Raw genomic sequence first — 24,451 nt, 5'->3', positions numbered from 1 at the left:
GCTTTCAAGTTACCGTGCGAGAACTCCCCATGCTCTGTTTATCCGGCGCCAATGCCTTGTCGAGTTTCCGGCAGGAACAATTGCTCAAGCAATTGCGCTCAGTGGATGCGCTTTTTCAGGCCGTTTCGGCCCGATATGTCTACTTTGTACAGCTCGATGTCGCTAATGGCGTACCGATCGAGCTGGATCCGGTACATCGGCAACGTCTGAGCACGCTGTTGCTGGCTGATGATCACTATCAGGCGGTTGGTGCTGGCTGGCAGGTCAATGCAGTGCCACGACTCGGTACGCGCTCGGCATGGTCCTCGAAAGCAAGCGATATCGTTGGCCGATGCGGCATGAGTGCTGTCAAGCGCGTCGAACGGGGCGTGCAATACCACTTCGAGGGGCTTGATCCCAGCAGTCTGTCAGCGGCCAGTATTCATCAGGCGCGTCAGCTGCTACATGACCGCATGACCGAATCCCTTATCGAATTACCCGAACAACAGCACCTGCTGTTTGAAATCGCACCCCCTGCGCCCCTGATTACCGTGCCGGTACTGGAAGGTGGCAAGGCGGCACTGGAAGCGCACAACCAACAGATGGGGCTGGCTCTGTCGAGTGATGAGCTGGATTATCTGGAAGCCAATTTCTCGCGCTTGCAAAGAGATCCGAGTGATGCCGAACTCATGATGTTCGCACAGGCCAACTCGGAGCATTGTCGTCACAAGATATTCAATGCCAACTGGACTCTGGACGGCAAGGTTCAGGAACAATCGCTGTTCGACATGATTCGGCATACCTACAAGAGCTCACCTGATGGCGTGTTGTCTGCCTATCACGATAATGCGGCTGTCATCGAAGGGCATACAGCGCATCGCTGGCTGGCCGGTGCCGATGGTGCCTATCAGTCGTATGAAGAGCCGGTTCATATCCAGATCAAGGTTGAGACTCACAATCACCCGACCGCTATTTCACCGTTTCCGGGAGCTGCAACAGGCTCTGGTGGTGAAATTCGGGACGAAGGTGCCGTGGGCAACGGTTCCAAGCCCAAGGCCGGTTTATGTGGATTCACCGTCTCCAACCTGAATATCCCGAACTGGTCGCAACCCTGGGAGATTGAAAACGACAAACCCGACAGGTTGGCCAGTGCCTTTGAAATCATGCAGGCGGGCCCTATCGGTGCCGCGGCATTCAACAATGAATTTGGTCGGCCCAACCTGACCGGTTACTTCCGGACCTACTGCCAGTCAGTACCGGTTGCAGGCGCAGCAGCATCCGTTAGTGAAATACGCGGTTATCACAAGCCCATCATGATCGCAGGCGGCATGGGCAGCATCCGTGCCGGCAATATCGAAAAGCAGGCGGTGCCAGCCGGTGCCGATATCGTTGTACTGGGTGGGCCCTCCATGCTGATTGGTCTGGGTGGTGGGGCGGCCTCTTCGGTGGCCAGTGGTGCAGGCGACAGCGAACTGGATTTCGCATCGGTGCAACGCGGTAACCCGGAAATGCAGAGACGTTGTCAGGAAGTGATTGATCGCTGCATTGCCTTGGGTGATGCCAGTCCGGTTCTGTCTGTGCACGATGTCGGTGCCGGTGGACTGTCCAATGCCTTGCCGGAGCTTGTCAATGATGCAGCGCGTGGTGGGGCTTTTGAATTGCGATCAATACTCAATGATGAGCCTGGCATGTCGCCCATGGCCATCTGGAGCAACGAGTCGCAGGAGCGATATGTACTGGCCATCATCAGTGAGCGCCTGCCGTTGTTCGAATCGCTGTGCCAGCGTGAGCGCTGTCTTTACGCGGTTGTCGGCAAGGCAACCGAGGAGCGTGTGTTACGGGTATCCGATGCAGAATTTGATAATTTTCCGGTCGATATGCCACTGGATGTCCTGCTGGGCAAGCCGCCCAAGCTGGAGATAAATGCAACTCATCGACCAGGAGCCTCCGATGATCTTGATACTGCAACTATGGATATCGAGGATGTGGTTGGACGAGTCCTGCAGTTGCCTGCAGTGGCTGCCAAGAACTTTCTGATCACTATCGGCGATCGCAGTATCACCGGGCAGGTGGTGCGTGATCAGCTGGTTGGTCCCTGGCAAATGCCGGTAGCGGATGTTGCCGTGACGGTCGCCGATTTTCGTGGCTATACCGGTGAGGCTATGGCCATGGGTGAGCGTTCTCCCATAGCTGTACTGGATGCCGCCGCTTCTGCACGTATGGCGGTTGCCGAATCATTGACCAATATCGTAGCCGCTGACATCGGCCAGGTCAGTGATGTCAAACTTTCAGCAAACTGGATGGCGGCCAGTGGTTATCCGGGCGAAGATGCCGCCTTGTTCGATGCCGTGCAGGCTGTTGGACTCGAACTGGCACCGGCGCTAGGCATTGCCATTCCGGTTGGCAAGGATTCTCTGTCCATGAGGACGGTCTGGCAGGATGAGGCTGGTGACCACAGCGTCACGGCTCCCATGTCATTGGTTGTAACAGCGTTTGCGGCTGTGAATGATGTGCGCAAGACCCTGACTCCCCAACTTCGTGAAGATTGTGGTGAGACGGATCTGTTGCTCATCGATCTTGGAGCCGGCAAGAACCGTCTGGGTGGATCGGCGTTGGCCCAGGTATACGGCAAGGTGGGTAGTACGGCGCCGGATGTCGACGATCCTCTCTTGCTCAAAGGTCTGTTCAATGCGCTGCAGGAACTCATTCGGGCAGAGCTGGTACTGGCCTGGCATGATCGCTCCGATGGTGGCTTGTTTGTGACCTTGGCTGAGATGGGCTTTGCCGGTAATTGCGGTATCAAGGTCAATCTGAATAGCTTGCCCAGTGATGCTATCGCAAGCCTGTTCAATGAGGAGCTGGGAGGGGTCCTGCAGGTACGGCGCGATCAATTTGCTCAGGTCATGGCCATTTTCGACGCGCATGGACTGAGTGAGCTTGTTCATGCACTGGGAGAACCTACCGACTCAAACGAACTGCAGATCTGGCAGGGAAGTGTGCTTCTGATGAGCGAAACTATCCAGGAGCTGCGTATACAGTGGTGGCAGACCAGCTATCACATGCAGCGCCTGCGCGACAATCCCGACTCTGCCGATGAAGAGCTGGAGCACATCAGCCGTGATGACGATCCGGGTATTTCACCGCGATTGAGTTTTGATCCGGCGAGCTCTCTGATTGAGGCCGCTCCGCAGTTACTGCTGACGCGTCCTTCGGTGGCTATTCTGCGTGAGCAGGGGGTCAATGGGCACTTTGAGATGGCTGCCGCGTTTGAGCGAGCAGGATTCAATGCCGTGGATGTTCATATGAGTGATCTGTTTGAAGGGCGTCATGATCTGGCAAGCTTCAAGGGCCTGGTTGCCTGTGGTGGTTTCTCATTCGGTGACGTGTTGGGTGCCGGTGGTGGCTGGGCGAACTCGGTATTGTTCAGCGAACAGCTCTCTGCCATGTTCCGCAATTATTTCGAACGCGATGACACCTTCTCGCTGGGTGTGTGCAACGGCTGTCAGATGATGTCGCGTCTGAAGAGTCTGATTCCGGGGACGGATAACTGGCCGCGTTTTGAGAGAAACGAGTCCGAACAGTTCGAGGCACGCGTGGCAACGGTCGAGATCTACGAGTCTCCTTCGTTATTCCTGACAGATATGGTGGGTTCCAGATTGCCAGTGGCTTTGGCTCATGGTGAGGGCCGTGTGGTCTTCGATCAGATTGAGCAGGCTCAGGTGGCCTCAGTTTGCCTGGGTTATGTTGATAATCAGGGCGCAATGACTGAGACCTATCCGCTGAATCCGAACGGATCCCCATTCGGCGTCACCGGCCTGTGCAACGATGATGGTCGGGTCACGATCATGATGCCGCATCCCGAGCGTGTCTTCCGGACGGTCACCAATTCCTGGGCTCCACCTGCCTGGGGCGAGAACGGTCCCTGGTTGAGAATGTTTGAAAACGCTCGAGTCTGGGTAGGCTAATCAAGAGTGCCGGAGCTATCAGGCTCCGGCGTACTACTTGTGACGCAGTGAGCGCTTTGTGGGTGACTGCTTGTCGAACCAGCGGCATTGATTTGCCTGATTGCTCATGAAGCATGGTGTTCTCAGCCTGTTTCATGAATAATCAATATTGAATGAATACACTTGTCGGCTCGAATTGCACTTTGGTTCATCCATGGCTTGCGCGAACTCAGCGTCGACAAGTTCAGGGTGTGCCTGATCGTGCTATTCCCGATGTTATCTTTCATGCTATTTCGAGGAATGTACCGATAATGAAACGCACCATAATTGCAGCAGCTGCTGCATTTGCAGTCTCTCTCAGCTTGCCGGCATCGGCAGAGTTCAAGCTGGATTCGCGTTACTCCGATATGGACGGAGATCTGGTTGCCGATATTCCAGATGCCTCCGAACAGACTGACCCCGGCACCTTGATATTTGCCTACACGCCAGTCGAAGATCCTGCGGTTTATGCTGAAGTCTGGTCTGATTTCCTCGATCACGTATCCACTGTGACTGGCAAGAAAATACAGTTTTTCCCCGTTCAATCCAACGCCGCACAGATTGAAGCCATGCGTGCCGGACGTTTGCATATTGCCGGCTTCAACACCGGTTCAAACCCACTGGCCGTTGCCTGTGGTGGTTTCCGGCCCTTCACCATGATGGCCAGTGCTGATGGTTCATACGGCTACGAAATGGAAATCATCACCTTCCCTGGTTCTGGTATCGAGACGGTCGAAGATATCAAGGGCGGCAAGATTGCCTTTACTGCCGAGACATCCAATTCAGGCTTCAAGGCACCTTCAGCGATCTTGAAGGCTGACTACAACATGGAATCTGGCAAGGACTTCGAGCCGGTATTCTCCGGCAAGCATGATAATTCCATACTGGGTGTTGCCAACAAGGATTATCCCGCTGCAGCCGTTGCCAATTCGGTACTCAAGCGCATGTTGAGCCGGGACGTCGTGAAGCCTGAGCAGATCAAGTCGATCTACAAGTCGCAAACCTTTCCAACCACCAGCTATGGCCTCGCCAACACGTTGAACGCTGAGCTGCAACAGAAAATCCAGGAAGCCTTCGCTTCATTCGAATGGGCAGGCACGTCACTGGAAGCTGAATTCAGCAAGTCGGGCGAAGCTCAGTTCGTTCCCATTACCTTCAAGAAGGAATGGGAAGTCATTCGCAAGATTGATGACGCCAATGGCGTGGAATACAGCTGCCAGTAAAAATTGGCTATAGCCTGTCTGAGCAGGCCCGATGATCATCGGGCCTGTTTTATTTCCGGAGAATCAAACCTTTGCTCGAAGTTACTCGCGTTTCCAAGATCTATGCTGCTGGCGACAAAGCCCTCGATGATGTCAGTTTCAGTATTCCAGCCGGCCAGGTGGTGGGTCTTATCGGGCCTTCAGGGGCCGGTAAATCAACCCTCATCAGATGCATCAACCGCCTGGTTGAGCCGACTAGCGGCAGTATAAGTCTGGGCGGTACGGTGATTACCGGTATGTCCAGCCGAGAGTTGCGTTCGGTGCGTCGGCGCATCGGCATGATCTTCCAGGAGTATGCGTTGGTCGAACGCCTCAGTGTCATGGAAAACGTCTTGTCTGGACGTCTGGGGTATGTTTCATTCTGGCGCAGTTTTCTGCGACGCTATCCGAAGGCGGATGTCCAGAAAGCCTTTGCTTTGCTGGATCGCGTGGGGCTGATGCAGCATGCGGGTAAGCGGGCAGACGCCCTGTCTGGTGGGCAGCGGCAAAGAGTGGGGATTGCCCGGGCACTGGAGCAGGACCCAGAGCTGCTGTTGATTGATGAACCGACTGCATCACTGGACCCTAAAACTTCACGCCAGATCATGCGCTTGTTGCTGGAGATCTGCAATGAACAACACTTGCCCGCCATCATCAACATTCATGATGTGGTGCTGGCCAAACAGTTTACCGAGCGTCTGATTGGCTTGAAAGCCGGCGCTATCGTGTTCGATGGAACACCGGCCGAGCTGACCGATACCGTGCTCACCCGCATTTATGGGGAAGAGGACTGGACAACGCTGGACAACGATACGGAATCCGACTGAATCGTGGCGGACGCAATCGACAAGCAGGCACCGACTGCGGCTTATAGCCGTTATCCGGATAGCTTCAAGCGGCCACCGGTCCTGATTAAACGCACCTGGCTGCGCTGGACGCTCTGGACACTGGCCATCATCTGGTTCTATTTCGCTGTCAGTAGCATCGAGGTCAACTGGGTTCGTGTTTCTGAAGGGCTGGAGCGAGGCTGGAGATTCATCAAGGGATTTCTGACACCCGATTTCACCACGCGCTGGAAAGACATATCAGCAGGTCTGGTCGAGAGCCTGACCATGACCCTGACCTCCACGGTTGCAGGGGTGTTGCTATCCATACCGATTGGTATTGGCGGTGCTCGAAATGTGGCGCCCAAGGCTGTCTATTATGTCTGCCGTTCAATCATTGCCCTGTCACGCTCACTGCAGGAAATCATCATTGCCATCCTGTTTGTTGCGATGTTCGGTTTTGGCCCGTTCGCGGGGTTTCTGACGTTGAGCTTTGCCACCATCGGCTTCATGGCCAAGTTGCTGGCAGAGGATATCGAAGATATTGATGAAAGTCAGACAGAAGCCGTCAAGGCGACCGGAGCCTCCTGGCTGCAGCTGATCAACTACGCCGTGCAGCCACAGGTCATGCCGCGCCTCATCGGTTTGTCCCTGTATCGTCTGGATATCAATTTCCGCGAATCCGCTGTTATCGGTATCGTAGGGGCAGGTGGCATTGGCGCCACCTTGAACACGGCCATTGATCGCTACGAGTTCGACTCGGCTGGAGCCATTCTGCTGATCATTATTTTTATCGTCATGCTGGCGGAGTATTCCTCAGGCTTTGTCAGGAAGTGGGTGCAATGAGCAAGAACGAAACGACACCGGTCTGGCAGCACCGCACCACGGGCAAGCGTCTGGCAATCTGGTTTGCCTGGTTGCTGCTGGTCGCCTTGTGCGTATTTTGCTGGCAAGTAATGACCAAGGACACGATCTGGGCGTTCGTCTCCGATGCTCCACGTCAGGCGGCAGACCTGGGCGGCCGTATGTTTCCACCGCGCTGGAGCTATATCGATAAATTATGGGTGCCGTTGTGGGATACCCTCAATATTGCAACTCTGGGCACCATGCTGGGCATTATCGTCGCTATTCCCATCGCCTTTCTTGCTGCCAGTAATACAACACCCAGCAGGTATTTCGTGCGACCGGTCGCCTTGTTCATCATTGTTGCCTCGCGTTCCATCAACTCGCTGATCTGGGCGCTACTGCTGGTCTCCATCATTGGTCCCGGGCTGTTGTCGGGGATCATAGCCATTGGTCTGCGCTCAATCGGTTTTGTGGCCAAGCTGCTGTATGAGGCCATAGAAGAGACGGATATCCTCCAGATTGAGGCGGTGACGGCAACAGGTGCCTCGCGTGCGCAGATTCTCAACTACGGAATCGTGCCGCAGATAATGCCTGCTTTTTATGGCATTTCAGTGTTTCGCTGGGATATCAATATTCGCGAATCGACGATTCTTGGATTGGTGGGAGCCGGTGGCATCGGTGTGCAGTTGCAGGCCTCGCTCAATACACTGGCATGGCCGCAGGTGACCATGATATTTGTTGTCATCCTCGGCACTGTCGTGATTAGTGAGTGGGTGTCGGCGCGTGTCAGACACGCCATAATCTGAGTTTGTGCCCAGACACGTTACAACAATATTTGTGCGGCGGCTCTCTCCGGCATAATGCCGGTAATCTGCAATGAAAAACAAATCATGATCAAAGGTGATACTCCGCCTACGGCGGCAGAGGCTGTCGCGCGATACGAAGCGATACAACCACGTCTGCCGAAGGCGACATTCCCTGAAAAATCCATTCACCGGGCTCATCTGGAAGAGCTGTGTGATGAAATTGACTGCTTTGTTCTCGATGGTTTTGGCGTACTCAACGTCGGGGCCAGAACTGTTCCGGGTGCTGTTGAACGCGTCGCTGCCCTGCAGGCACGAGGCAAACAGGTTCGCGTGTTGACCAATGGTGCAAGCTTTCCGGTAACCACCACGCGTGCCAAGTATGAAAACTGGGGCATGCATTTCGATGCGCAGGAAGTGGTATCCAGCCGTGATGCTCTGGCAAGAGCACTGGCACAGTATGCTGATGCATTCTGGGGATTTGCAGCGCTTGAAGAATCAGATCTGGAGCTGCTGGCACCTCGCTCAGTACTGCTGGGCTCTGATGCCATGGTCTATGACCAATGTGATGGTTTCGTGCTACTGGGAACGGGAGGCTGGACAGTTGAGCGCCAGGATATGCTGAAGGCGTCCTTGATCAGGCGTCCGCGACCGGTATTGGTCGGTAATCCAGATCTGGTCGCCCCACACCCGGGTGGTTTGTCGCGAGAACCAGGGCTATATGCTCACGATATTGCGGACAGTGGCCTGGCTACGCCAGAGTTCTTTGGCAAGCCGTTTGACAATGCCTTCGCTATCGTTCGCGAAACTCTGGAAGGTATTGATCCACAGCGGATAGCCATGGTGGGAGACACCTTGCATACCGACATTCTGGGTGGTGCACAGGCAGGCTGGCGAACCGTACTGGTCACCGATCATGGCTTGATGAAAGGGTTGGATCTGGAGCAGGCGATTGTTCGCAGTGGTATTCGTCCCGATTTCATCGTGCCCACTACCTGAGTGACTTGGGGTTCGTGAAATGAATGAATGGCCGATTCATTTCACGAACCCGTGATCGTCAGGCTATCTGCAAGTGCTCCACGATGGCATCGATATCCAGATCATGATCGGTTGCTGCCTGGCTGGCAGCCAATAACCATTTCAGGGTATCGGTAATCTGTTCGCGCCGAATTTCTCCATCCTGCAGCTGACGATTGATGCGAGTGCGAGTTTCATCAACCTGGGTTTCTACCAGAATGTCGTCATGCGAACGTCCGGAAAAACTGGATAGCACCATGGCTGGTGTCTTGTCAGCGTGATTATCCATTGAGCCGTAGGTTGTTCGCCATTCTGTCAGGCGAGAGGCAATCAATTGGGCATGCACGGTCAGGGACGCTGCGGTCTGAGTTTGCCAGCGAGTACCAACAGTACCCAATAAACGTCTGCAGGCCTCCGCGGCATTCTGCAATAACTCGAGTTCCACGCTGTAGGCGGCTCGAAAGGCGGTCCAGTTACGTAATATCTGGCTGGCTAAGGTCTCTGATTGCAGAACATCAGCCAGTTCCCGTGCATATTCACACGTATGCGTCAGAACATCCCAATCGGTGCGCAAGCCCCGATAGCCTGGCCCCAGTGCCGCTCGGTACTCTGTGTTATTGACGAACAACTCCCGAAAGCGCATGACCTTGGCCAGCTGGGATAACAAACGACGGTGCTCGGCAGTCAGGTGTGCACTCTTGTGAATGCTGAATTCCATGAACTGCCGCCGTGCATTGAAATAGGTGGAATCGACAAGTTCGGGTCCGCGCTCCACCGTTACACTCAATTCGGAGAGCAGGCTCAGAAGCTGGGATTTGCCGGGTACCTTGTCCATCACGAAGTGCTCTTGCAGGCCCGTGAGTTCATCCTCGATCAGTTTTGCCTGATGCCGCGCACGTCGCAGCAAGATGGTGCTGTTGGCGTAGCACAGGTCGGCATGACCCAGACTTTCAATATTGTTCGGTGCCTTGTCGATCAGTTCGATAATGCCGGCGAGTCTGATAAGTTCGCGTGCGGACAGTTCAGGCATTCGCAGCACAGTCTTGATTGTCTCGCAATCCAGAGCTGTGGATACAGCGCTAGTCCATTTTCCGATGACGTCGGGCAGGGTGGTCAGTTGTCTGAATTCAACATGATCCAGGCCTTCGGCGGCGAGTCTAACGGCGTACTTGCGCAAACTGGCAATGCTGGGTGATGAGGGTAGAGGGGCAGGTTCGGGTGTGCTTGGTGCATCTACCTGGTTGTAATCAGGAATCAGCTGGAGCACGGCACTCAGTTGTTGCAGGCTTTTCTTGCCGGTTATGCTCATCGCCAGTCCGACATCGAAATTCATGGGTACATCGGGAAGGGAGACATTGTCGGCAGATCTCTGCGTGGGGACGAGCAGAGCGGCGCTACCCAGACAAGTGTCGAGCTCTAGCTGCAGTGTGGGTACCTCGCGGATAGCCTCAGCAACCTCGTCGAAGAAACTGCTCAAGGCCAGCGGATCTTCCTGTGCAGGAAGTTTGACGCCAAAGCGTTGCTCTGCATGAATGATGAGCGTCTGGTTATATTCGGGCGAATCCCCCGTCAATCGTATTTCATAATTCTGTTCGTCAGGTATGCGCACCAGCAATGCCGGGTAGAGCAGCAAGGGGGCGCGCTGTCTGGCGTTTGCATTGGCTGCATCTGGCCAGCTGATAAAGCCTGCTGCCAGATAGAGTTGTCGATCGCCCTTGTCTTTGATCAGGGCATTTTCAACAAGAATTTTCTTGCAGCGCTGTAGCAGATCAGTCGAGTCGTGCACGGTGTGCAGATTGCAGCGATCGGTGGCGCACGCAGTGGCGCACGCAGTGGTAGAGCTGGCTGTGTTGCCATCACTCGATGGCTCTGCTGCCTCGTTGGAAGCAGACAGTGGTATCAGATCGAGAAAGCCGTTGGATTGGGCGAGAATATCAGCCAGCTCCAGCGGTGAAACGCACTGCAGACCGATATCTGATTCCTGGTGCCCCCAGTCTAGCGCCCGGTTCTCTCCCAGCGCTATTCTGTCCAGACGACGTCTGGAATGTTTGGAGCCAGATTGATTTCCTTGCAAGACTTCCACGGGATATAGGGTCCGCCTGGGCTGAGAAAGGGAACAGATCCATCTGCGATCTGCTGATTCTGATAGTTCGATTCAGGATTCGGGCCAAAGTTTTTGGCAATATATTTTTAATTTACGTGATCTGACGCAGCGATCAAGTACTAAAAGAGCTGTGACGTAACATGCTTGCATGTCGTATGCAGTTCATCGGCAGGGAATTAATGCCGCTGAACTGAGTCCTAGACTCATAATTGACACCCTTTGCGTTTTGGTGAAGGAGTTCCGATGTATTTGTTATTAATGGATTTTATAGAGAGTAATCATGCGAGATTGGATGAAAGTGGCAGGTATTCACAGTAGTGAAATCACTGATGAACGTCTCTTCCGACAACGCCGGCAGTTGCTGCAGGCAGCCGCTGCTGCAGGGGTTACGGGGCTGATAGCTTCACCGGCCAGTGCTGCCGGAACTCAATTATCGGGTCCTATCGTAAAAAGTCCGTTCAGTACCGATGAAGAGCTGAGTAGCCTGGAGACGGTGACCACCTATAATAATTTCTACGAGTTGGGAACCGATAAGGGCGACCCGGCTCGCAATGCGGATCAGCTCAAGACCGAGCCATGGAGCGTCACTATCGACGGTGAATGCGCCAAGCCGGGTGTCTTCACCCTTGAAGACATTCTCAAGCCGCATGCCATTGAAGAGCGAATCTACCGCATGCGTTGTGTGGAAGCCTGGTCAATGGTCATCCCCTGGAACGGTTTTCCACTGGCAGATCTGATCAAGCGTGCAGAGCCCAACTCGAAGGCGAAGTATGTTGCCTTTGAAACTGTCGTGCAGGAGGACTTGCCTGGCGTCAAGCGTAACGTGCTGCAATGGCCGTATCGTGAGGGCTTGCGGATGGACGAGGCCATGCACCCGCTGACACTGATGGCGATGGGGCTCTACGGTGAGGAGCTACCGGCCCAGAATGGCGCACCGCTACGTCTGGTGGTGCCCTGGAAGTATGGCTACAAGAGTATCAAGTCGGTGGTACGGATCAGTTTCGTGGAAAAACAGCCAGAGACCAGCTGGAACATGGCTGGGCCCTCTGAGTATGGCTTTTACAGTAATGTGAATCCGGATCGTAGTCATCCACGCTGGAGCCAGGCCAAGGAAAGACGCCTGTCGGGTGATACCGGTGGTCTGTCCTCTCTGTTCTCTTCAAAGTCGGAAACCCGCTTCATGAATGGCTACGCCGAGCAGGTGGCCAGTTTGTATGAAGGCATGGATCTGCAGAAATTTCATTGATCTGTTGTGTTCGTTGAAACCTTCAGATTCTTCGGTGCTCTGGCGATAAAGCCTGCATGAGTGAATCAATAGCAGCTACCAATAGGCTCGGACTGCCGGCACTTCGCTGGCAGTCGATCCTGAAGCCTGTGGTCTTTGTGCTGGCTTTGACGCCCTTTGTCTATCTGGTGCAGTCGCTTCTCACTGGCGGCCTGGGCCCCAACCCGATTGATGCGCTGACAGATACCACTGGTACGTTGGCTATCAGAATGTTGCTGATCAGCCTTTGTGTGACGCCATTGAGGGGTTTGTTGAAAAAAACCTGGCCTTTGAAGCTACGTCGAATGCTGGGTCTGTTTGCGTTTTTCTATGTCTTTCTGCATGTGTCCATCTATCTGGTTCTGGACCAGCAGCTTGATGTGGCAGCCATCTGGGAGGATCTGGCAGAGCGGCCTTATATTCTGGCCGGAACCATGGCGTTGCTGATTCTGATACCACTGGCCGGGACATCAACCCGGGGGATGGTCAAGCGTTTGGGTAAACGCTGGGTCAGTCTGCATCGCGGGGTCTATGTGGCGGGCGCTGCGGCCGTGGTGCATTACGTCTGGCTGGCGAAAGGCGATTTGATCGAGCCTTTTGTCTATCTGGCCATACTGATTGTGCTGTTGGGCTATCGGTTCGTAAAACTGCTGCGTTAGCAGGGATATAAAGCCGGGATATAAAAAGGCGTCACTCTTTGCCGGTTTGCACCGGCTAGAGTGACGCCTGGATACGTCTGCGATCAGCCAGGTAGCAGATCTGCAACCGTGTCACGCTCTTCGCGCAGTTCTTGCTGGCTGGCCAGCATCTTCTCGCGAATGAAGTCGCTTACATCCAGATCGCTGACGATGGTGTATTCGCCATCCTTGCACTCGACCGGGAAGGAGTAGATCAGGCCTTCATCGATACCATAGCTGCCATCGCTCAATACAGCCATGCTGGTCCAGTCGCCGGCAGGTGTGCCTTGAATCCAGGTGGCCATGTGGTCAATGACGCCATTAGCAGCTGATGCCGCACTGGAGCTACCACGAGCGTTGATGACGGCTGCACCACGTTTGGCAACAGTCGGAATGAATTCTTCCTGGGCCCAGGCTTTGTCAACCATGTCGCTGGCCGCTTTGCCGTTGACCGTGGCGTAGGAGATATCAGGCACCTGTGTGGTGGAATGATTGCCCCAGATAACCATGCGGTTGATGTCTGCAACTGTAGAGCCGGTTTTGCCGGCCAGCTGTGAGATTGCACGGTTGTGATCCAGTCGTGTCAGGGCTGTGATGTTGCGTGGGTTGATGTTCGGTGCATTGGCCTTGAGAATGTAGGCGTTGGTGTTGGCAGGGTTGCCGACAACACAGACCTTGCAGTCTGGTGAACCTACTTCATTGAGAATGGCGCCCAGGGAACTGAAAATCTTGCCATTGTCAGTAATCAGGTCACTACGTTCCATGCCAGGTCCACGTGGTTTGGCACCAACGAAGAGGGCTGCATCGACCTTGTCCAGAGCAACTCTTGGATCATCAGTGACAATAACGTCGTTCAATAGTGGGAAGGCGCAATCATCCAGTTCCATCTTGACGGCTTCGAGCATGCCAAGAGCAGGGGTGATTTCCAGAAGGTGCAGGCTGACAGGTTGATCAGGTCCATAGATGTCACCGGCGGCGATGCGGAACAACATGGAGTAGCAGATCTGTCCGGCAGCACCAGTGATGGCGATGCGTTTCGGCTGGCTCATAGTCAATACATCCTTTAATATTCGCAATGGTTTCGGCTGGCAGAGCGAACAGGTGTTCGAATAGCAGCCCATCTTAATACTGACGTCTTGTGCTGGCGGCACCTATCGGGTCTGTCTGAAGTCAAACCATCAGTTTTGATGGCGCAGCCAGTACTATCAGGCGCGGGCGCATGTTAACACAGGCGCTTGTGGTACCCTGCGGCCCACGTTTCGCAGCCCACCCTTATAAGGAGTGCACTCATGCGGTGCCCGTTCTGTGGTGCTATCGATACACGCGTTGTAGATTCAAGACTGGTGGGCGATAGCGACCAGGTCCGTCGTCGACGGGAATGTACGGAGTGTGAAGAGAGATTTACCACTTATGAAACTGCGGAACTGAACCTTCCCCGAATCGTCAAGTCCCGTGGTAATCGAGAACCATTTTCTGACAAGAAGCTGCAGGCCGGTTTCCAGAAGTCGCTGGAAAAGCGTCCGGTCAGTGTCGAGCTGATTGATGAGGCAGTGGCGCGTGTAAAACACCGCTGTCTGGTCGCCGGTGAGCGGGAGATCGATGCTCGGCGTATTGGTGAGTGGGTGATGGAAGAGTTGAAGCAGCTGGATCAGGTTGCCTATATCCGGTTTGCCTCTGTTTATCGACAATTTGCCGATGCTGCCGCGTTCCGGGAAGCCCTTGATACGCTGGAGCGAAGCCCTGAGCGTAGCTCGGATGATCTGGCCAGCCAGTTATCCCTGCTACCTGATAGTAAGGACATGAAAGGTGGCGGGGCAAGTGACTGAGTCAGCGTTTGCAGACTACGTTTGCCGGATGATGATGAAACGCTGTGCTTTGCCCCCATGCTTAACTGCATATAACCGAGAGAAAACAATACCTTGTCTACAATAGTCGTGGTTCGAAAGGGTTCAACTGCCTGTATAGCTGCCGATACGTTGACGACCTTCGGCGACACTCGCCTGTCCAGTTCCATGGATGCCAATCATTCCAAGATTCAGACCTTTGGCCGGACACATATGGGCATAGTCGGCAGTGCTGCGCATATGCTGGTTGCCGAGCGTGCCTTCAACGACAAAGAGGTGAAAGCTGACTTCTCCAGTCGCGATGCGGCGTTCGACAGTCTGATTCGCCTGCACCCGGTACTCAAGGAGCACTATTATCTGAATCCGAAGGATTCTGAGGAAGATCCCTACGAGACAACGCAGATTGATGCGGTTTTCGTTAATTCGAATGGCATCTTCGGTTTGTTTGCCTTGCGGGAAGTTTATGAGTACACGCGCTTCTGGGCGGTGGGTTCAGGTGCCAGTTACGCATTGGGAGCCATGCACGCTGTTTATGATCGCTACAAGAGTGCCAAGGACATCGCACGCGCTGGCGCTGAGGCAGGAGCAACCTTTGATACCTCGTCACAACTGCCATTGACCTCGAAAAGCATACGTTTGAGTAATTCCCGAGGCCAGTAGTACTGTCAAATCCGCTACAATGGTGGGTTGACTGATTTCCATTTCAAACTATTTTTCAGGAGTGCCGCATGGCCGTTGAACGTACACTTTCCATCATCAAGCCCGATGCCGTTGCCAAGAACGTAATTGGTGAAATCTACAGCACCTTCGAAAAGGCAGGTCTGAAGGTTGTTGCTGCTCGCATGATGCACCTGACTACAGAGCAGGCTGGCGAGTTCTATGCGGTCCACAAGGAGCGTCCTTTCTACAACGACCTGGTCAGCTTCATGACATCCGGTCCTGTCATGGTGCAGGCTCTGGAAGGCGAGAATGCCGTACTGGCACATCGTGAAGTCATGGGTGCAACTAACCCTGCAGAAGCTGCTGAAGGCACTATCCGCAAGCGTTTCGCATCGTCCATCGATGAGAACGCCTGTCACGGTTCCGATGCAACAGATACTGCTGCTCAGGAAATCGCATTTTTCTTCGGTGATGATGGCGTTTGCCCACGCACTCGTTAAGACCGATTCAGTAACGTTGTAAACCGAGTGGCCTTATACTTGTCTAATACTTTCACGGTCCTGTTATGACCGATACAGCCCTTGTCAATTTGTTTGATCTGGATCGCCAGGCGCTCACCGATTTTCTGGTGAGCCAGGGCGAGAAGCCTTTTCGTGCCAAACAGATACTCAAGTGGCTATATCAGCATAATGTGCGCGATATCGACGCCATGACAGATGTATCCAAGGCCACTCGGGCCATGTTGAAGGAGCGCACGACTACTGTGTTGCCCGGTGTTCAGGAAGCGCAACTGAGCCGCGACGGCACTGCCAAGTGGTTGTTCGAACTGCACGATGGCAACTGTATTGAAACTGTTTATATTCCCGAGAACGATCGAGGCACTCTGTGCGTCTCCTCGCAGGTGGGGTGTGCTCTGGATTGTTCGTTCTGCTCTACCGGGCGACAAGGGTTCAATCGCAACCTGAGCGTGTCGGAAATCATTGGTCAGGTGTGGTTGGCAACCAATTTGCTGGCACTGGAGCCTGCAACCCGTGACCAACGCATCACCAATGTAGTGATGATGGGTATGGGCGAGCCACTGCTCAACTATCGCCACCTGGTGCCTTCATTGAACCTGATGATGGATGATCTGGGTTATGGGCTGAGCAAAAGACGCGTAACCGTCAGCACCTCGGGCGTTATTCCGGCCATGGACAAGCTGACAGCCGATGTCGACATCTCGCTGGCAGTGTCTCTGCATGCGCCCAATGATGCTTTGCGTAATGAGCTGGTCCCCGTCAATCGTAAATACCCCATCAAGGATCTGATGGCGGCCTGTTGGCGTTATGTGGAAGGCGAAGAGGCAGCCTCTCAACGCAAGAAGCATGTGCTGTTCGAGTACGTCATGCTGTCCGGAGTCAACGACAAAGTTGAGCAGGCGCACGAACTGGCCGAACTGTTGCGTGGTTTCCCGTGTAAGGTCAACCTGATCCCGTTCAACCCGTTCCCACAATCCGGTTATCTGCGATCCTCGAGAAATGCCGTGGAACGCTTTGCCCGAATTCTGAGCGATGCTGGAATTCTCACTCTCAAGCGTACGACGAGAGGTGATGATATCGATGCAGCGTGCGGGCAGTTAGCGGGTGATATTGACGACCGAAGCAAGCGGCACGTGAAGTTCATGGAGCCACGATTTGGAGAACAGGGTCGATGAAGATAGCCAGTAAAACAATACTGCTGCTGGGCATGCTGCTTGTTTTGCAGGGCTGCACCGGTGGTGGCGAGCTCAGTCCCGAAAAAAGTCAGGACGCGGCCCAATTCAATGCACAGCTGGGTGCTCAGTACTTGCAGCGTGGCGATCTGGATTCGGCGCGGGAGAAGCTGCTCAAGGCCCTTGAGCAAGACGAAAAGAACGCATTGGCGCATGTTTCCTATGCCAATCTGCAATCCAGAGTGGGTGAGGTGGCCAGTGCCGAAGAGCATTTCGAGCGAGCCCTGCAGCTAGACCCGGATGAGGCAGACTACAGAAACAGCTACGGCATCTTTCTGTGCGGAAACGAAAAATTTGATCAGGCGCAGCTGCAATTTCGTGCTGCTGCCGATAATCCCTATTACCGAACACCAGAATTCGCACTCGATAACGCTGGCCTGTGCATGCTGGATGCAGAGCGACTGAGCGATGCAGAGAGTTATCTGCGCGAAGCGTTGCGGGTTAATCCCCAGTTTGCCAATGCCTATCTGCATATGGCTGATCTGATGCATCGCAAGCAGCGCCTGACTGTTGCGGATGCTTATTTCCAGCGTTTCAATGCCTACGGCGACGAGTCTGCAGAGAGTCTTCTTCTGGGCCTGCAGATCAAGCGTGATGCCGGTGATCTTGCTGGTGCGCAGGCATTTGCCAGCCAGCTACTCAATCAGTTTCCTGCCTCAGAGGAAGCTGGCGAGTACTTGTCCCGTCCCATTCAGTAGATTGCCTTCAAACAGATTGTTGCCAGAAAAATGAAGATTCAATTCACGCGCTTGCGCGGTATGCCGGATATTGTGCCGCAGGCTGTAGCCCCCTGGCAGAAGCTCGAAGCGGCTGCACGCCACGCGATGCGAGCCTACGGTTATGGCGAGCTGCGCACCCCGGTGATTGAACGCACGAGCCTGTTTACCCGCTCCATTGGTGAAGCCACTGATATTGTCGAGAAGGAGATGTATACATTCTCCGATCGCAAGGGCGAGTCGATGTCATTGCGACCTGAGAATACAGCCGGTTGTGTTCGTGCTGCCATCGAAAATGGTCTGCTGCAGCCGGGTAGTGTCAATCGTATCTGGTACACCGGTCCGATGTTTCGTTATGAGCGTCCGCAGCTTGGACGTCAGAGGCAGTTTTTTCAGACAGGTGCTGAGGTTTATGGTCTGGCAGGTCCCGCCATTGAAGCTGAGTTGATTCTCCTGAGTGCCCGTTTGTGGCGCGAGTTGGGCATTTACGATGCCATGCAGCTGGAAATCAATACGCTGGGTGATGTTGAGGATCGAGTTCTTTACAGAGAAAAACTGGTTGCCTGGTTTGAACAGCATCGCGAAATTCTGGATGAAGACAGTCTGCGCCGGCTTGAACGTAACCCTTTGCGCATTCTGGACAGCAAAAATCCGGTAATGCAGGAAATGATCAATGCAGCGCCCAAGTTGCGCGACAGTCTCAGTGAGGCCTCGTTGGCGCATTTTGACGAATTGCAGGCATTGCTGAAAGCCAGTGGTATCGATGTGGTGATCAATCCACGACTGGTACGAGGACTGGACTACTATAGTCATACGGTATTCGAGTGGACGACCACCGAACTTGGTTCTCAATCAGCTGTATGTGCGGGTGGACGCTACGATGGTCTGCTGACTCAGCTGGGTGCGAAAGACATGCCGGGTGTCGGTTGGGCATTTGGTATGGAGCGCGTTATCGCGCTGATGGATAAAGTAGGAGTGACTCCTGCTGCCGATGTGCCCGATATATTCGTGATGGGCACTGACGAGGTTGGTGCCGCCGACTCTCTGGCGTTGGCAGAATTGATTCGAGGGCTACTTCCGCAATGTTCTGTAGTGCACAATACAGCGGCTGGCAGTCTCAAGAGTCAGTTTCGCAAGGCAGACAAGAGCGGTGCTTCACTGGCAGCCATCATCGGTAGTGAAGAGCTGGAGCAGGGCCGGGTGACTATCAAGCCTTTGCGAGGAGCAGCTGAGCAGGTAACGGTTACACGACAGCAGCTTGAATTCACATTGAACGATCTGCTGAATAACAACGCCTGAGTTCGTATTGTCGAACGCTGTAGCTAAACGCAGAAAACAAATTTCCGGGGCAGCGATTTCCGGACAAAGAACTGGATAGGCGCCTTCAGGGCGTGGAGAAACGACGTGGAATACGAAACAGAAGAGCAACAAGTCGAAGCGCTGAAAGAGTGGTGGACCGAGAACGGCAAAGCGGTCATCGCTGGTGTCGTACTGGGTGCAGGCGTGATCGGCGGCTGGACCTTCTGGAAAGGCCACCAGGAAAATCAGGCCATTATTGCCAGTGATACTTTCAGTCAGACAATGGAAGCGGTCAGCACCAGTGACACAGCTCAGGCGGTTGCGCTGGCTGACGAGCTGGCTGACGACCAGCCGGGTGCGTTGTATAGCGCCTACGCAAACATGGCCGCGGCTCGTGCCTCCATCGAAGGCGGCGATCTGGACGATGCAGCTTCGCGATTGGCCTGGGTTGCCAAGAATGCTCCAGAGGATGGCGTGCAGCTGATTGCAAAGGTTCGACTGGCGCGAGTACAGGGAGCTCTGGGTGATGCGGCTGCCGGACTGAAAAGTCTGCCAGGCAAATTTCCGGAATCCTTCGCAGGTCTGGTCGAAGAGGCGCGCGGCGACTTGCTGATCCAGTCCGGTGATGTAGATGCAGCGCGAGAAGCTTATGGCAAGGCTCAGGCCAGCCAGTACGTGGCGAACCGTGAAGGTCTGAGCATGAAGATCAATGACCTGGCGGTGCCGGGTGATGCGGAAGCTGACAGTGCTGAGAGCACTAGCTGAGATGCCAGTCTTGAGGAGGATGGCTCTGACGACTTGCCTGACTGGCATGTTGTTCATTGCTGGCTGTGCATCAGAGCCCGAGCCGACTCCACCAGCCACATTGACAGCGACCACCGCAGAAGTGAATCTGCTGCGACTCTGGTCATCCAGGGCGGGTGAAGCGGGACGTGGCAGGTTCGAGCCTCTGGTTACCGATGATCAGGTCATCGTGGCGAACCGAAAAGGCAAAGTCAGCAGCTTTTCCCGTGAAACAGGCATGCGACGCTGGACAAGGGAACTGGATGTTCGCCTGAATAGCGGTGTCGGTGGTGATGAGGACCGGCTGTATGTTGCAGATATTGATGGCATGGTGCATGCGCTGAATTCGGCTACGGGTGAGTCGCTCTGGCAGGCTGCCGCATCTTCAGAGATTCTGGTGCCGGTGGCTTCAGGTTTCGGGGTTGCTGTTGTGCGCAGTACGGATGGCCGGGTATCGGCGCTGAATCCGGAAGATGGCAGTGAGCGCTGGAGTGTTTCCAACACGCCACCGGCCTTGACGCTTAATGGCTACAGTCGTCCACTGCTTCTCAAAGGCGGTGTGTTGACGGGGCTGGACGATGGACGTCTGCTGGCTTTGAATATGAGCAACGGCAAACTCATCTGGGAAACGGTTATCAGTGTGCCGACCGGACGTTCTGAGGTGGAGCGACTGGTGGACATCGATGCTGATATCGTGCTCGATGATGAAGGCATCTATCTGGCCAATTACCAGGGCAAGGCTGCTCGTATCGAACCGACTCGTGGTCAGGTTATCTGGTCAGTGCCACTGTCGGCCGGAGCTGGAATCGGGCTGCATGAAGATAGCCTTATCGTTGTCGGTGACAACGATACCGTGTACAGGCTGGACAAACAGACAGGCCAGACAATCTGGTCGAATGAAACTATGCCGGCGCGACGATTGAGTCCGCCAGCTTTCACACCTGCTGGCGATATCGTGCTGGGAGATGTCGAAGGTTATGTGCATGTTCTGGATTTTAAAACGGGTAAGGCTATCGGGCGAACACGTCTGACAGAAGAACCTATCAATGCACGTCCCATTGCAACCGACGATGCTGTCATCGTGCAAGCCACTGATGGCCTGGTTGCCGCTTATCGCTTCGCACGCTGAGAGAATTACCATGAAACCCACCATCGCTCTGGTGGGCCGGCCGAACGTAGGCAAGTCCACATTATTCAATAAACTCACCCGCACACAGGATGCCCTGGTAGCGGATATGCCGGGATTGACCCGCGATCGCCAGTATGGCGATGGCAAGGTTGGTGGCTGGCCTTATCTACTGGTCGATACCGGTGGTTTGAGCGGCGCTCCGGATTCTCTGGATGCGGCCATGGCTGATCAGACGCTGTGCGCCGTGCGTGAAGCTGATCTGGTGGTCTTCATGGTAGATGGCCGTTCCGGAATCGTCTCGGTTGATGAAGAAATTGCCGATATCCTGCGTCGTCATGCCCGGCACGTAATGCTGTGCGTCAACAAGATTGATGGCATCGGCGAGGATAAGGCGCAGCTGGATTTCCACCAGTTGGGTTTTGACAACATGGTCTCCATCGCAGCGTCGCATAATCGCGGTGTTCAACAGTTGATTGAAGAGATTGGCGACTACTTCGAGATTCCTCAGGAAGAGCGTATCGAGCCTTCGCGCAAGCGTCGTTCACGCAAGAACAAGGTCGTCGACAAGTCAGCCGAACCTGGTAGTGAGGGCGCATCGGTAGAAGGTGGCGAACCTGGTTTCGGACCGGGTTACGAGCCAGTCGAGCAGAGTGAAATACGAATCACTTTTGTGGGCCGGCCTAATGTCGGCAAGTCCACACTGATCAATCGCCTGCTGGGAGAGGATCGGGTCATTGCCTATGATCAGCCAGGCACCACGCGAGATTCTGTATCCGTACCGTTCGAAAGAGCGGGAAGGGAATACAGCCTGATTGACACAGCCGGCGTAAGAAGACGCGGCAAGGTCAGTGAGGCGGTTGAGATATTCAGTATCATCAAGACCTTGCAGTCCATCGACAAGAGTAATGTGTGCGTCATGTTGCTCGATGGCACAGACGGTATTACCGATCAGGATCTGTCTCTGCTCGGTTATATCATTGACAAGGGCCGCGCCCTGATTGTGGCTGTCAACAAGTGGGACAGTCTCAACGAGAAGCAGCGTGAAGCGATGCGTGAAGAGCTGGAAAGGCGTGTGGAATTTCTGAAATTCACACGTATCCATTTCATCAGTGCCCTGCAGGGTTCTGGCGTCGGGGATCTGTTCAAATCCATCAACAAGGCTTATGCATCAGCCTTTGTCGACATGTCCACACCGCACCTGACGCGGATGCTGGAAATCGTCACGACACAGCATCAGCCGCCCATGGTCAACGGTCGTCGCATCAAGCTGCGTTATGCGCATCAGGGTGGACAGAACCCGCCCATTATCGTCATTCATGGCAAGCAGGCTTTGAAGGTGCCGCAGAGTTACCAGCGTTACCTGATGAACCATTTTACCAAGGCTCTGAAGCTGTTCGGTACACCGTTACGCATCGAATTCAGGCAAGACGACAACCCGTATACGGAAACCACCCGAGTAAGGCCGGTCAAGGACAAGGGCGATGCCAAACGTCGTCGTGACAAGCGTGATGGCAAGGAGCAAGCGCCAGTTGCAGGACGAGATGGCCGTGGCAAGAAGATTGCCGCCAAGAAAGTCGGTAAAAAAGTAGCCAAGAAAAAAACGAGTGGCAAGCGGGATGTCAAACGCAGCTCACGCAATGATGCAGCGACTGGCAAGCGTTAAGACAAACGTTAAGGCCAGGCGTTAAGGCAAATAACCTGGCATGTTTCAGATGTCAGGTTATTGCTTGGCAGATTTCCTGACGATCTGCGCGGCAGCAAGTTGACTGCCGCGTAGACTTCCAGCGGTTTATCGAGGCAGTGATTAACCTGCGTTACCTGACTGCTGGCGGAGCTTCGCTTGGCAGTACCAGTAATGGATTTACCCAAGTGCCATTCAAGCCGACGGACCAGTGAAGGTGTGGGCCGGTGACGCGTCCTGTCTGGCCAACAGCACCAATGAGCTGGCCGCGACTGACACGATCGCCCTCTTGCACATCAATGCGGCTCATATGGGCGTAAAAGGTCTGCAGTCCCAGGCCATGTTCAATGAAGACGCTGTTGCCATTGAAGAAGTAGTTGCCGGTATCGATAACCAGTCCATCGGCAGGGGCCAGTATAGGAGTGCCTTCGGCGGCGGCAATGTCAATACCGCCGTGCGGTCGACGTGGCTGGTCATTGAAAAATCGCTTGAGTCCGAAAGGGCTGGAGACAGGCCCTGCCAGTGGCCAGTCGAATGAATCCGCAATCAGTTGTTCAGCGCGATAACTCTTGACCACTTTCAAGCGTTTGTTCTCGGCATTGATGCGATCCATGTCCACAGGGGCCGGGTTCACCTGGCGTTTGTTGGAGATGGTCAGTCGTTGTTCTTCATACTGAAATGGCGTGACTGTGAATGTCAAAGTGCGGGTACTGCCATCTGCATCGACGATACTCAGCTGCTGAGGACCAGCCTCGGTGGATAAGGGAATGCCGACCAGGGCTTGAAGCTGACCTGCCGATTCCATCACTGCAATCGTGCGCTTGCCCCAGCGAACCGAGGGTTGGGAGTCGGTGGCAGGTCCCAGTTCGACAATGGCGATGCCTCCGGGAACGGCAGACGCTTCAATGAAGGTGTTGTCGGCCTGTGCTGCCGTGATACCGGCCAGCCAGAGACTTGCGCACAGCCACAGGGCTGTCAGGCCCGTTAGTGGTCGGGATGACGATGAGGAAAGTCTGTAGTGGTTCATGATGTCGGGGTTGCCGGGTAGGTATCACGCAAGTGGTCCACGTACAGTGCGGTTGCACCGGCCACAGCGACAGGCATGATGAACAGGTTGATCAAGGGAATGGTACTCAATACTGCAACACCCGAGCCGAAGCCGAAAGCCACACGACGACGCTTGCCAAGAACCTTGCGTACATCGCGAAACAAAGCGCCGTGGTTGCCCAGTGGGTAGTCCATATACTCGAGTGCAAACATCCAGGCACCGAACAGGAATACGACGAGAGGTGCGATCAGGTTGATAACGGGAATGAACTGGATGATGATCAGCGGAATCATGCACACGATCAGGTAGGTCAGCTTTGATAGTTCTGATCCCATGAGTCGCGGGATGCTTCTGATCAGTGTTGCCAGCGAAGGAGCTGGCTGTGTGTAATTACCGGTCAGATGCGCCTCCACCCGTTCAGCGAGCAAGCCGTTGAATGGGGCGCCGATCAGGTTCGCCAGCAAGGTGAACAGAAAAGACATCGAGAACAGTAATACCAGTGTGAACAGCCATCGCAACAGTGTTTCCACTGCTTGCACAATCCACCAATCGCTCAACTGAGCGAATACGGACCACGAAGCAAGCCACTCACTAGCCCAGGCATTGAGCCACCAGCCAAGCAGACCAAACACGGCCAGGTTGATCAGCAGGGGCATCCATACAAAGCGGCGCAGGCCCGGCGTACGCATGAGGCGCCAGCCGACAGCCAGATAACGAAGAGATTCTGTAAATCCGATAGGTTTCATGGTTTTAGCATAGCTGCTGTCAAGGCTGTTGTGAGGGGGTTAAAGACAGTACAATGG

The 24,451-nt window shown here is 54.4% G+C and carries 21 protein-coding genes; 17 read left to right on the top strand and 4 right to left on the bottom strand.

Going from position 1 to position 24,451, the window contains the following annotated elements; genetic code table 11:
* The first annotated feature begins 29 nt into the window (after positions 1–29).
* From purL to IMCC3135_RS23815, 6 genes are all read left to right on the top strand, one after another.
* Entirely contained in the window at positions 30–3,944 is a 3,915-nt protein-coding gene (purL, locus tag IMCC3135_RS23840) for a phosphoribosylformylglycinamidine synthase (RefSeq protein WP_088919869.1), read from the top strand.
* Positions 3,945–4,234: 290 nt separating this feature from the next.
* Positions 4,235–5,185 (top strand): phosphate/phosphite/phosphonate ABC transporter substrate-binding protein, encoded by a 951-nt coding sequence (gene phnD / locus IMCC3135_RS23835; RefSeq protein WP_088919868.1) that lies wholly within the window; start codon positions 4,235–4,237, stop codon positions 5,183–5,185.
* 71 nt (positions 5,186–5,256) lie between these two features.
* Positions 5,257–6,030, top strand: a complete 774-nt coding sequence (gene phnC, locus IMCC3135_RS23830; RefSeq protein ID WP_088919867.1) for a phosphonate ABC transporter ATP-binding protein — start codon at positions 5,257–5,259, stop codon at positions 6,028–6,030.
* Between the two features lie 3 nt (positions 6,031–6,033).
* Positions 6,034–6,873 carry a phosphonate ABC transporter, permease protein PhnE gene (gene phnE, locus IMCC3135_RS23825; RefSeq protein ID WP_236994647.1) on the top strand — a complete coding sequence of 280 codons (840 nt, stop codon included), beginning with the start codon at positions 6,034–6,036 and terminating at the stop codon, positions 6,871–6,873.
* Positions 6,870–7,679, top strand: coding sequence for a phosphonate ABC transporter, permease protein PhnE (phnE, locus tag IMCC3135_RS23820; RefSeq protein ID WP_088919866.1), 810 nt, complete (start codon positions 6,870–6,872; stop codon positions 7,677–7,679). Before phnE (IMCC3135_RS23825) ends, phnE (IMCC3135_RS23820) begins: the two co-directional genes overlap by 4 nt.
* A gap of 84 nt (positions 7,680–7,763) precedes the next feature.
* Positions 7,764–8,675, top strand: coding sequence for an HAD-IIA family hydrolase (locus tag IMCC3135_RS23815; RefSeq protein WP_169727521.1), 912 nt, complete (start codon positions 7,764–7,766; stop codon positions 8,673–8,675).
* 58 nt (positions 8,676–8,733) lie between these two features.
* Here the strand turns inward: IMCC3135_RS23815 and IMCC3135_RS23810 are convergent, their stop codons facing one another.
* Positions 8,734–10,776, bottom strand: coding sequence for a DUF4011 domain-containing protein (locus tag IMCC3135_RS23810; RefSeq protein ID WP_157736237.1), 2,043 nt, complete (start codon positions 10,774–10,776; stop codon positions 8,734–8,736).
* Positions 10,777–11,077: 301 nt separating this feature from the next.
* Between IMCC3135_RS23810 and msrP the strand changes: the two genes are divergently transcribed.
* The gene (gene msrP / locus IMCC3135_RS23805; RefSeq protein ID WP_088919863.1) at positions 11,078–12,043 is read left to right on the top strand and encodes a protein-methionine-sulfoxide reductase catalytic subunit MsrP; all 966 of its coding nucleotides are present in this window, start codon (positions 11,078–11,080) and stop codon (positions 12,041–12,043) included.
* A gap of 56 nt (positions 12,044–12,099) precedes the next feature.
* A complete protein-coding gene (locus tag IMCC3135_RS23800) occupies positions 12,100–12,720 on the top strand; it encodes a protein-methionine-sulfoxide reductase heme-binding subunit MsrQ (protein WP_088919862.1) in 621 nt (206 codons plus the stop codon).
* Between the two features lie 83 nt (positions 12,721–12,803).
* On the opposite strand, the gene IMCC3135_RS23795 is transcribed toward IMCC3135_RS23800, so the two are convergent.
* Positions 12,804–13,787 carry a malate dehydrogenase gene (locus IMCC3135_RS23795; protein WP_088919861.1) on the bottom strand — a complete coding sequence of 328 codons (984 nt, stop codon included), beginning with the start codon at positions 13,785–13,787 and terminating at the stop codon, positions 12,804–12,806.
* Between the two features lie 240 nt (positions 13,788–14,027).
* Between IMCC3135_RS23795 and nrdR the strand changes: the two genes are divergently transcribed.
* The 9 genes from nrdR to der all read left to right on the top strand — a co-directional run bounded on the left by nrdR (position 14,028) and on the right by der (position 22,582).
* Positions 14,028–14,564 carry a transcriptional regulator NrdR gene (gene nrdR / locus IMCC3135_RS23790; RefSeq protein WP_088919860.1) on the top strand — a complete coding sequence of 179 codons (537 nt, stop codon included), beginning with the start codon at positions 14,028–14,030 and terminating at the stop codon, positions 14,562–14,564.
* Between the two features lie 93 nt (positions 14,565–14,657).
* On the top strand, positions 14,658–15,242 hold the full coding sequence (locus IMCC3135_RS23785) for an MFS transporter (protein ID WP_088919859.1): 585 nt from the start codon (positions 14,658–14,660) through the stop codon (positions 15,240–15,242).
* 68 nt (positions 15,243–15,310) lie between these two features.
* Complete coding sequence (gene ndk, locus IMCC3135_RS23780; protein ID WP_088919858.1) at positions 15,311–15,742, top strand: nucleoside-diphosphate kinase; 432 nt, start codon at positions 15,311–15,313, stop codon at positions 15,740–15,742.
* Positions 15,743–15,807: 65 nt separating this feature from the next.
* Positions 15,808–16,935 (top strand): dual-specificity RNA methyltransferase RlmN, encoded by a 1,128-nt coding sequence (rlmN, locus tag IMCC3135_RS23775; protein ID WP_088919857.1) that lies wholly within the window; start codon positions 15,808–15,810, stop codon positions 16,933–16,935.
* A complete protein-coding gene (pilW, locus tag IMCC3135_RS23770; protein ID WP_088919856.1) occupies positions 16,932–17,690 on the top strand; it encodes a type IV pilus biogenesis/stability protein PilW in 759 nt (252 codons plus the stop codon). Before rlmN ends, pilW begins: the two co-directional genes overlap by 4 nt.
* A gap of 30 nt (positions 17,691–17,720) precedes the next feature.
* On the top strand, positions 17,721–19,007 hold the full coding sequence (gene hisS, locus IMCC3135_RS23765) for a histidine--tRNA ligase (RefSeq protein WP_088919855.1): 1,287 nt from the start codon (positions 17,721–17,723) through the stop codon (positions 19,005–19,007).
* Positions 19,008–19,112: 105 nt separating this feature from the next.
* The gene (locus tag IMCC3135_RS23760) at positions 19,113–19,772 is read left to right on the top strand and encodes a YfgM family protein (protein ID WP_157736236.1); all 660 of its coding nucleotides are present in this window, start codon (positions 19,113–19,115) and stop codon (positions 19,770–19,772) included.
* A 19-nt stretch (positions 19,773–19,791) separates the two neighbouring features.
* The gene (bamB, locus tag IMCC3135_RS23755; RefSeq protein ID WP_157736235.1) at positions 19,792–20,919 is read left to right on the top strand and encodes an outer membrane protein assembly factor BamB; all 1,128 of its coding nucleotides are present in this window, start codon (positions 19,792–19,794) and stop codon (positions 20,917–20,919) included.
* 10 nt (positions 20,920–20,929) lie between these two features.
* Positions 20,930–22,582 (top strand): ribosome biogenesis GTPase Der, encoded by a 1,653-nt coding sequence (der, locus tag IMCC3135_RS23750; protein WP_157736234.1) that lies wholly within the window; start codon positions 20,930–20,932, stop codon positions 22,580–22,582.
* A gap of 151 nt (positions 22,583–22,733) precedes the next feature.
* On the opposite strand, the gene IMCC3135_RS23745 is transcribed toward der, so the two are convergent.
* The gene (locus IMCC3135_RS23745; protein ID WP_088919851.1) at positions 22,734–23,627 is read right to left on the bottom strand and encodes a peptidoglycan DD-metalloendopeptidase family protein; all 894 of its coding nucleotides are present in this window, start codon (positions 23,625–23,627) and stop codon (positions 22,734–22,736) included.
* Positions 23,624–24,394 (bottom strand): sulfate transporter CysZ, encoded by a 771-nt coding sequence (gene cysZ, locus IMCC3135_RS23740; protein ID WP_088919850.1) that lies wholly within the window; start codon positions 24,392–24,394, stop codon positions 23,624–23,626. Before cysZ ends, IMCC3135_RS23745 begins: the two co-directional genes overlap by 4 nt.
* Positions 24,395–24,451 lie beyond the last annotated feature (57 nt).

The organism is Granulosicoccus antarcticus IMCC3135 (assembly GCF_002215215.1).
GTDB classification, from domain to species: domain Bacteria; phylum Pseudomonadota; class Gammaproteobacteria; order Granulosicoccales; family Granulosicoccaceae; genus Granulosicoccus; species Granulosicoccus antarcticus.
This window is presented reverse-complemented; position numbering and strand designations above follow the sequence as displayed.

Excerpts from the sequence above, each read along its gene's own strand:
- purL (WP_088919869.1), top strand. The coding sequence starts at position 30 with ATGCTCTGTTTATCCGGCGCCAATGCCTTGTCGAGTTTCCGGCAGGAA.
- phnD (WP_088919868.1), top strand. The coding sequence starts at position 4,235 with ATGAAACGCACCATAATTGCAGCAGCTGCTGCATTTGCAGTCTCTCTC.
- phnE (WP_088919866.1), top strand. The coding sequence starts at position 6,870 with ATGAGCAAGAACGAAACGACACCGGTCTGGCAGCACCGCACCACGGGC.
- IMCC3135_RS23815 (WP_169727521.1), top strand. The coding sequence starts at position 7,764 with ATGATCAAAGGTGATACTCCGCCTACGGCGGCAGAGGCTGTCGCGCGA.
- msrP (WP_088919863.1), top strand. The coding sequence starts at position 11,078 with ATGCGAGATTGGATGAAAGTGGCAGGTATTCACAGTAGTGAAATCACT.
- IMCC3135_RS23800 (WP_088919862.1), top strand. The coding sequence starts at position 12,100 with ATGAGTGAATCAATAGCAGCTACCAATAGGCTCGGACTGCCGGCACTT.
- IMCC3135_RS23795 (WP_088919861.1), bottom strand. The coding sequence starts at position 13,787 with ATGAGCCAGCCGAAACGCATCGCCATCACTGGTGCTGCCGGACAGATC.
- nrdR (WP_088919860.1), top strand. The coding sequence starts at position 14,028 with ATGCGGTGCCCGTTCTGTGGTGCTATCGATACACGCGTTGTAGATTCA.
- ndk (WP_088919858.1), top strand. The coding sequence starts at position 15,311 with ATGGCCGTTGAACGTACACTTTCCATCATCAAGCCCGATGCCGTTGCC.
- rlmN (WP_088919857.1), top strand. The coding sequence starts at position 15,808 with ATGACCGATACAGCCCTTGTCAATTTGTTTGATCTGGATCGCCAGGCG.
- pilW (WP_088919856.1), top strand. The coding sequence starts at position 16,932 with ATGAAGATAGCCAGTAAAACAATACTGCTGCTGGGCATGCTGCTTGTT.
- hisS (WP_088919855.1), top strand. The coding sequence starts at position 17,721 with ATGAAGATTCAATTCACGCGCTTGCGCGGTATGCCGGATATTGTGCCG.
- bamB (WP_157736235.1), top strand. The coding sequence starts at position 19,792 with ATGGCTCTGACGACTTGCCTGACTGGCATGTTGTTCATTGCTGGCTGT.
- der (WP_157736234.1), top strand. The coding sequence starts at position 20,930 with ATGAAACCCACCATCGCTCTGGTGGGCCGGCCGAACGTAGGCAAGTCC.
- IMCC3135_RS23745 (WP_088919851.1), bottom strand. The coding sequence starts at position 23,627 with ATGAACCACTACAGACTTTCCTCATCGTCATCCCGACCACTAACGGGC.
- cysZ (WP_088919850.1), bottom strand. The coding sequence starts at position 24,394 with ATGAAACCTATCGGATTTACAGAATCTCTTCGTTATCTGGCTGTCGGC.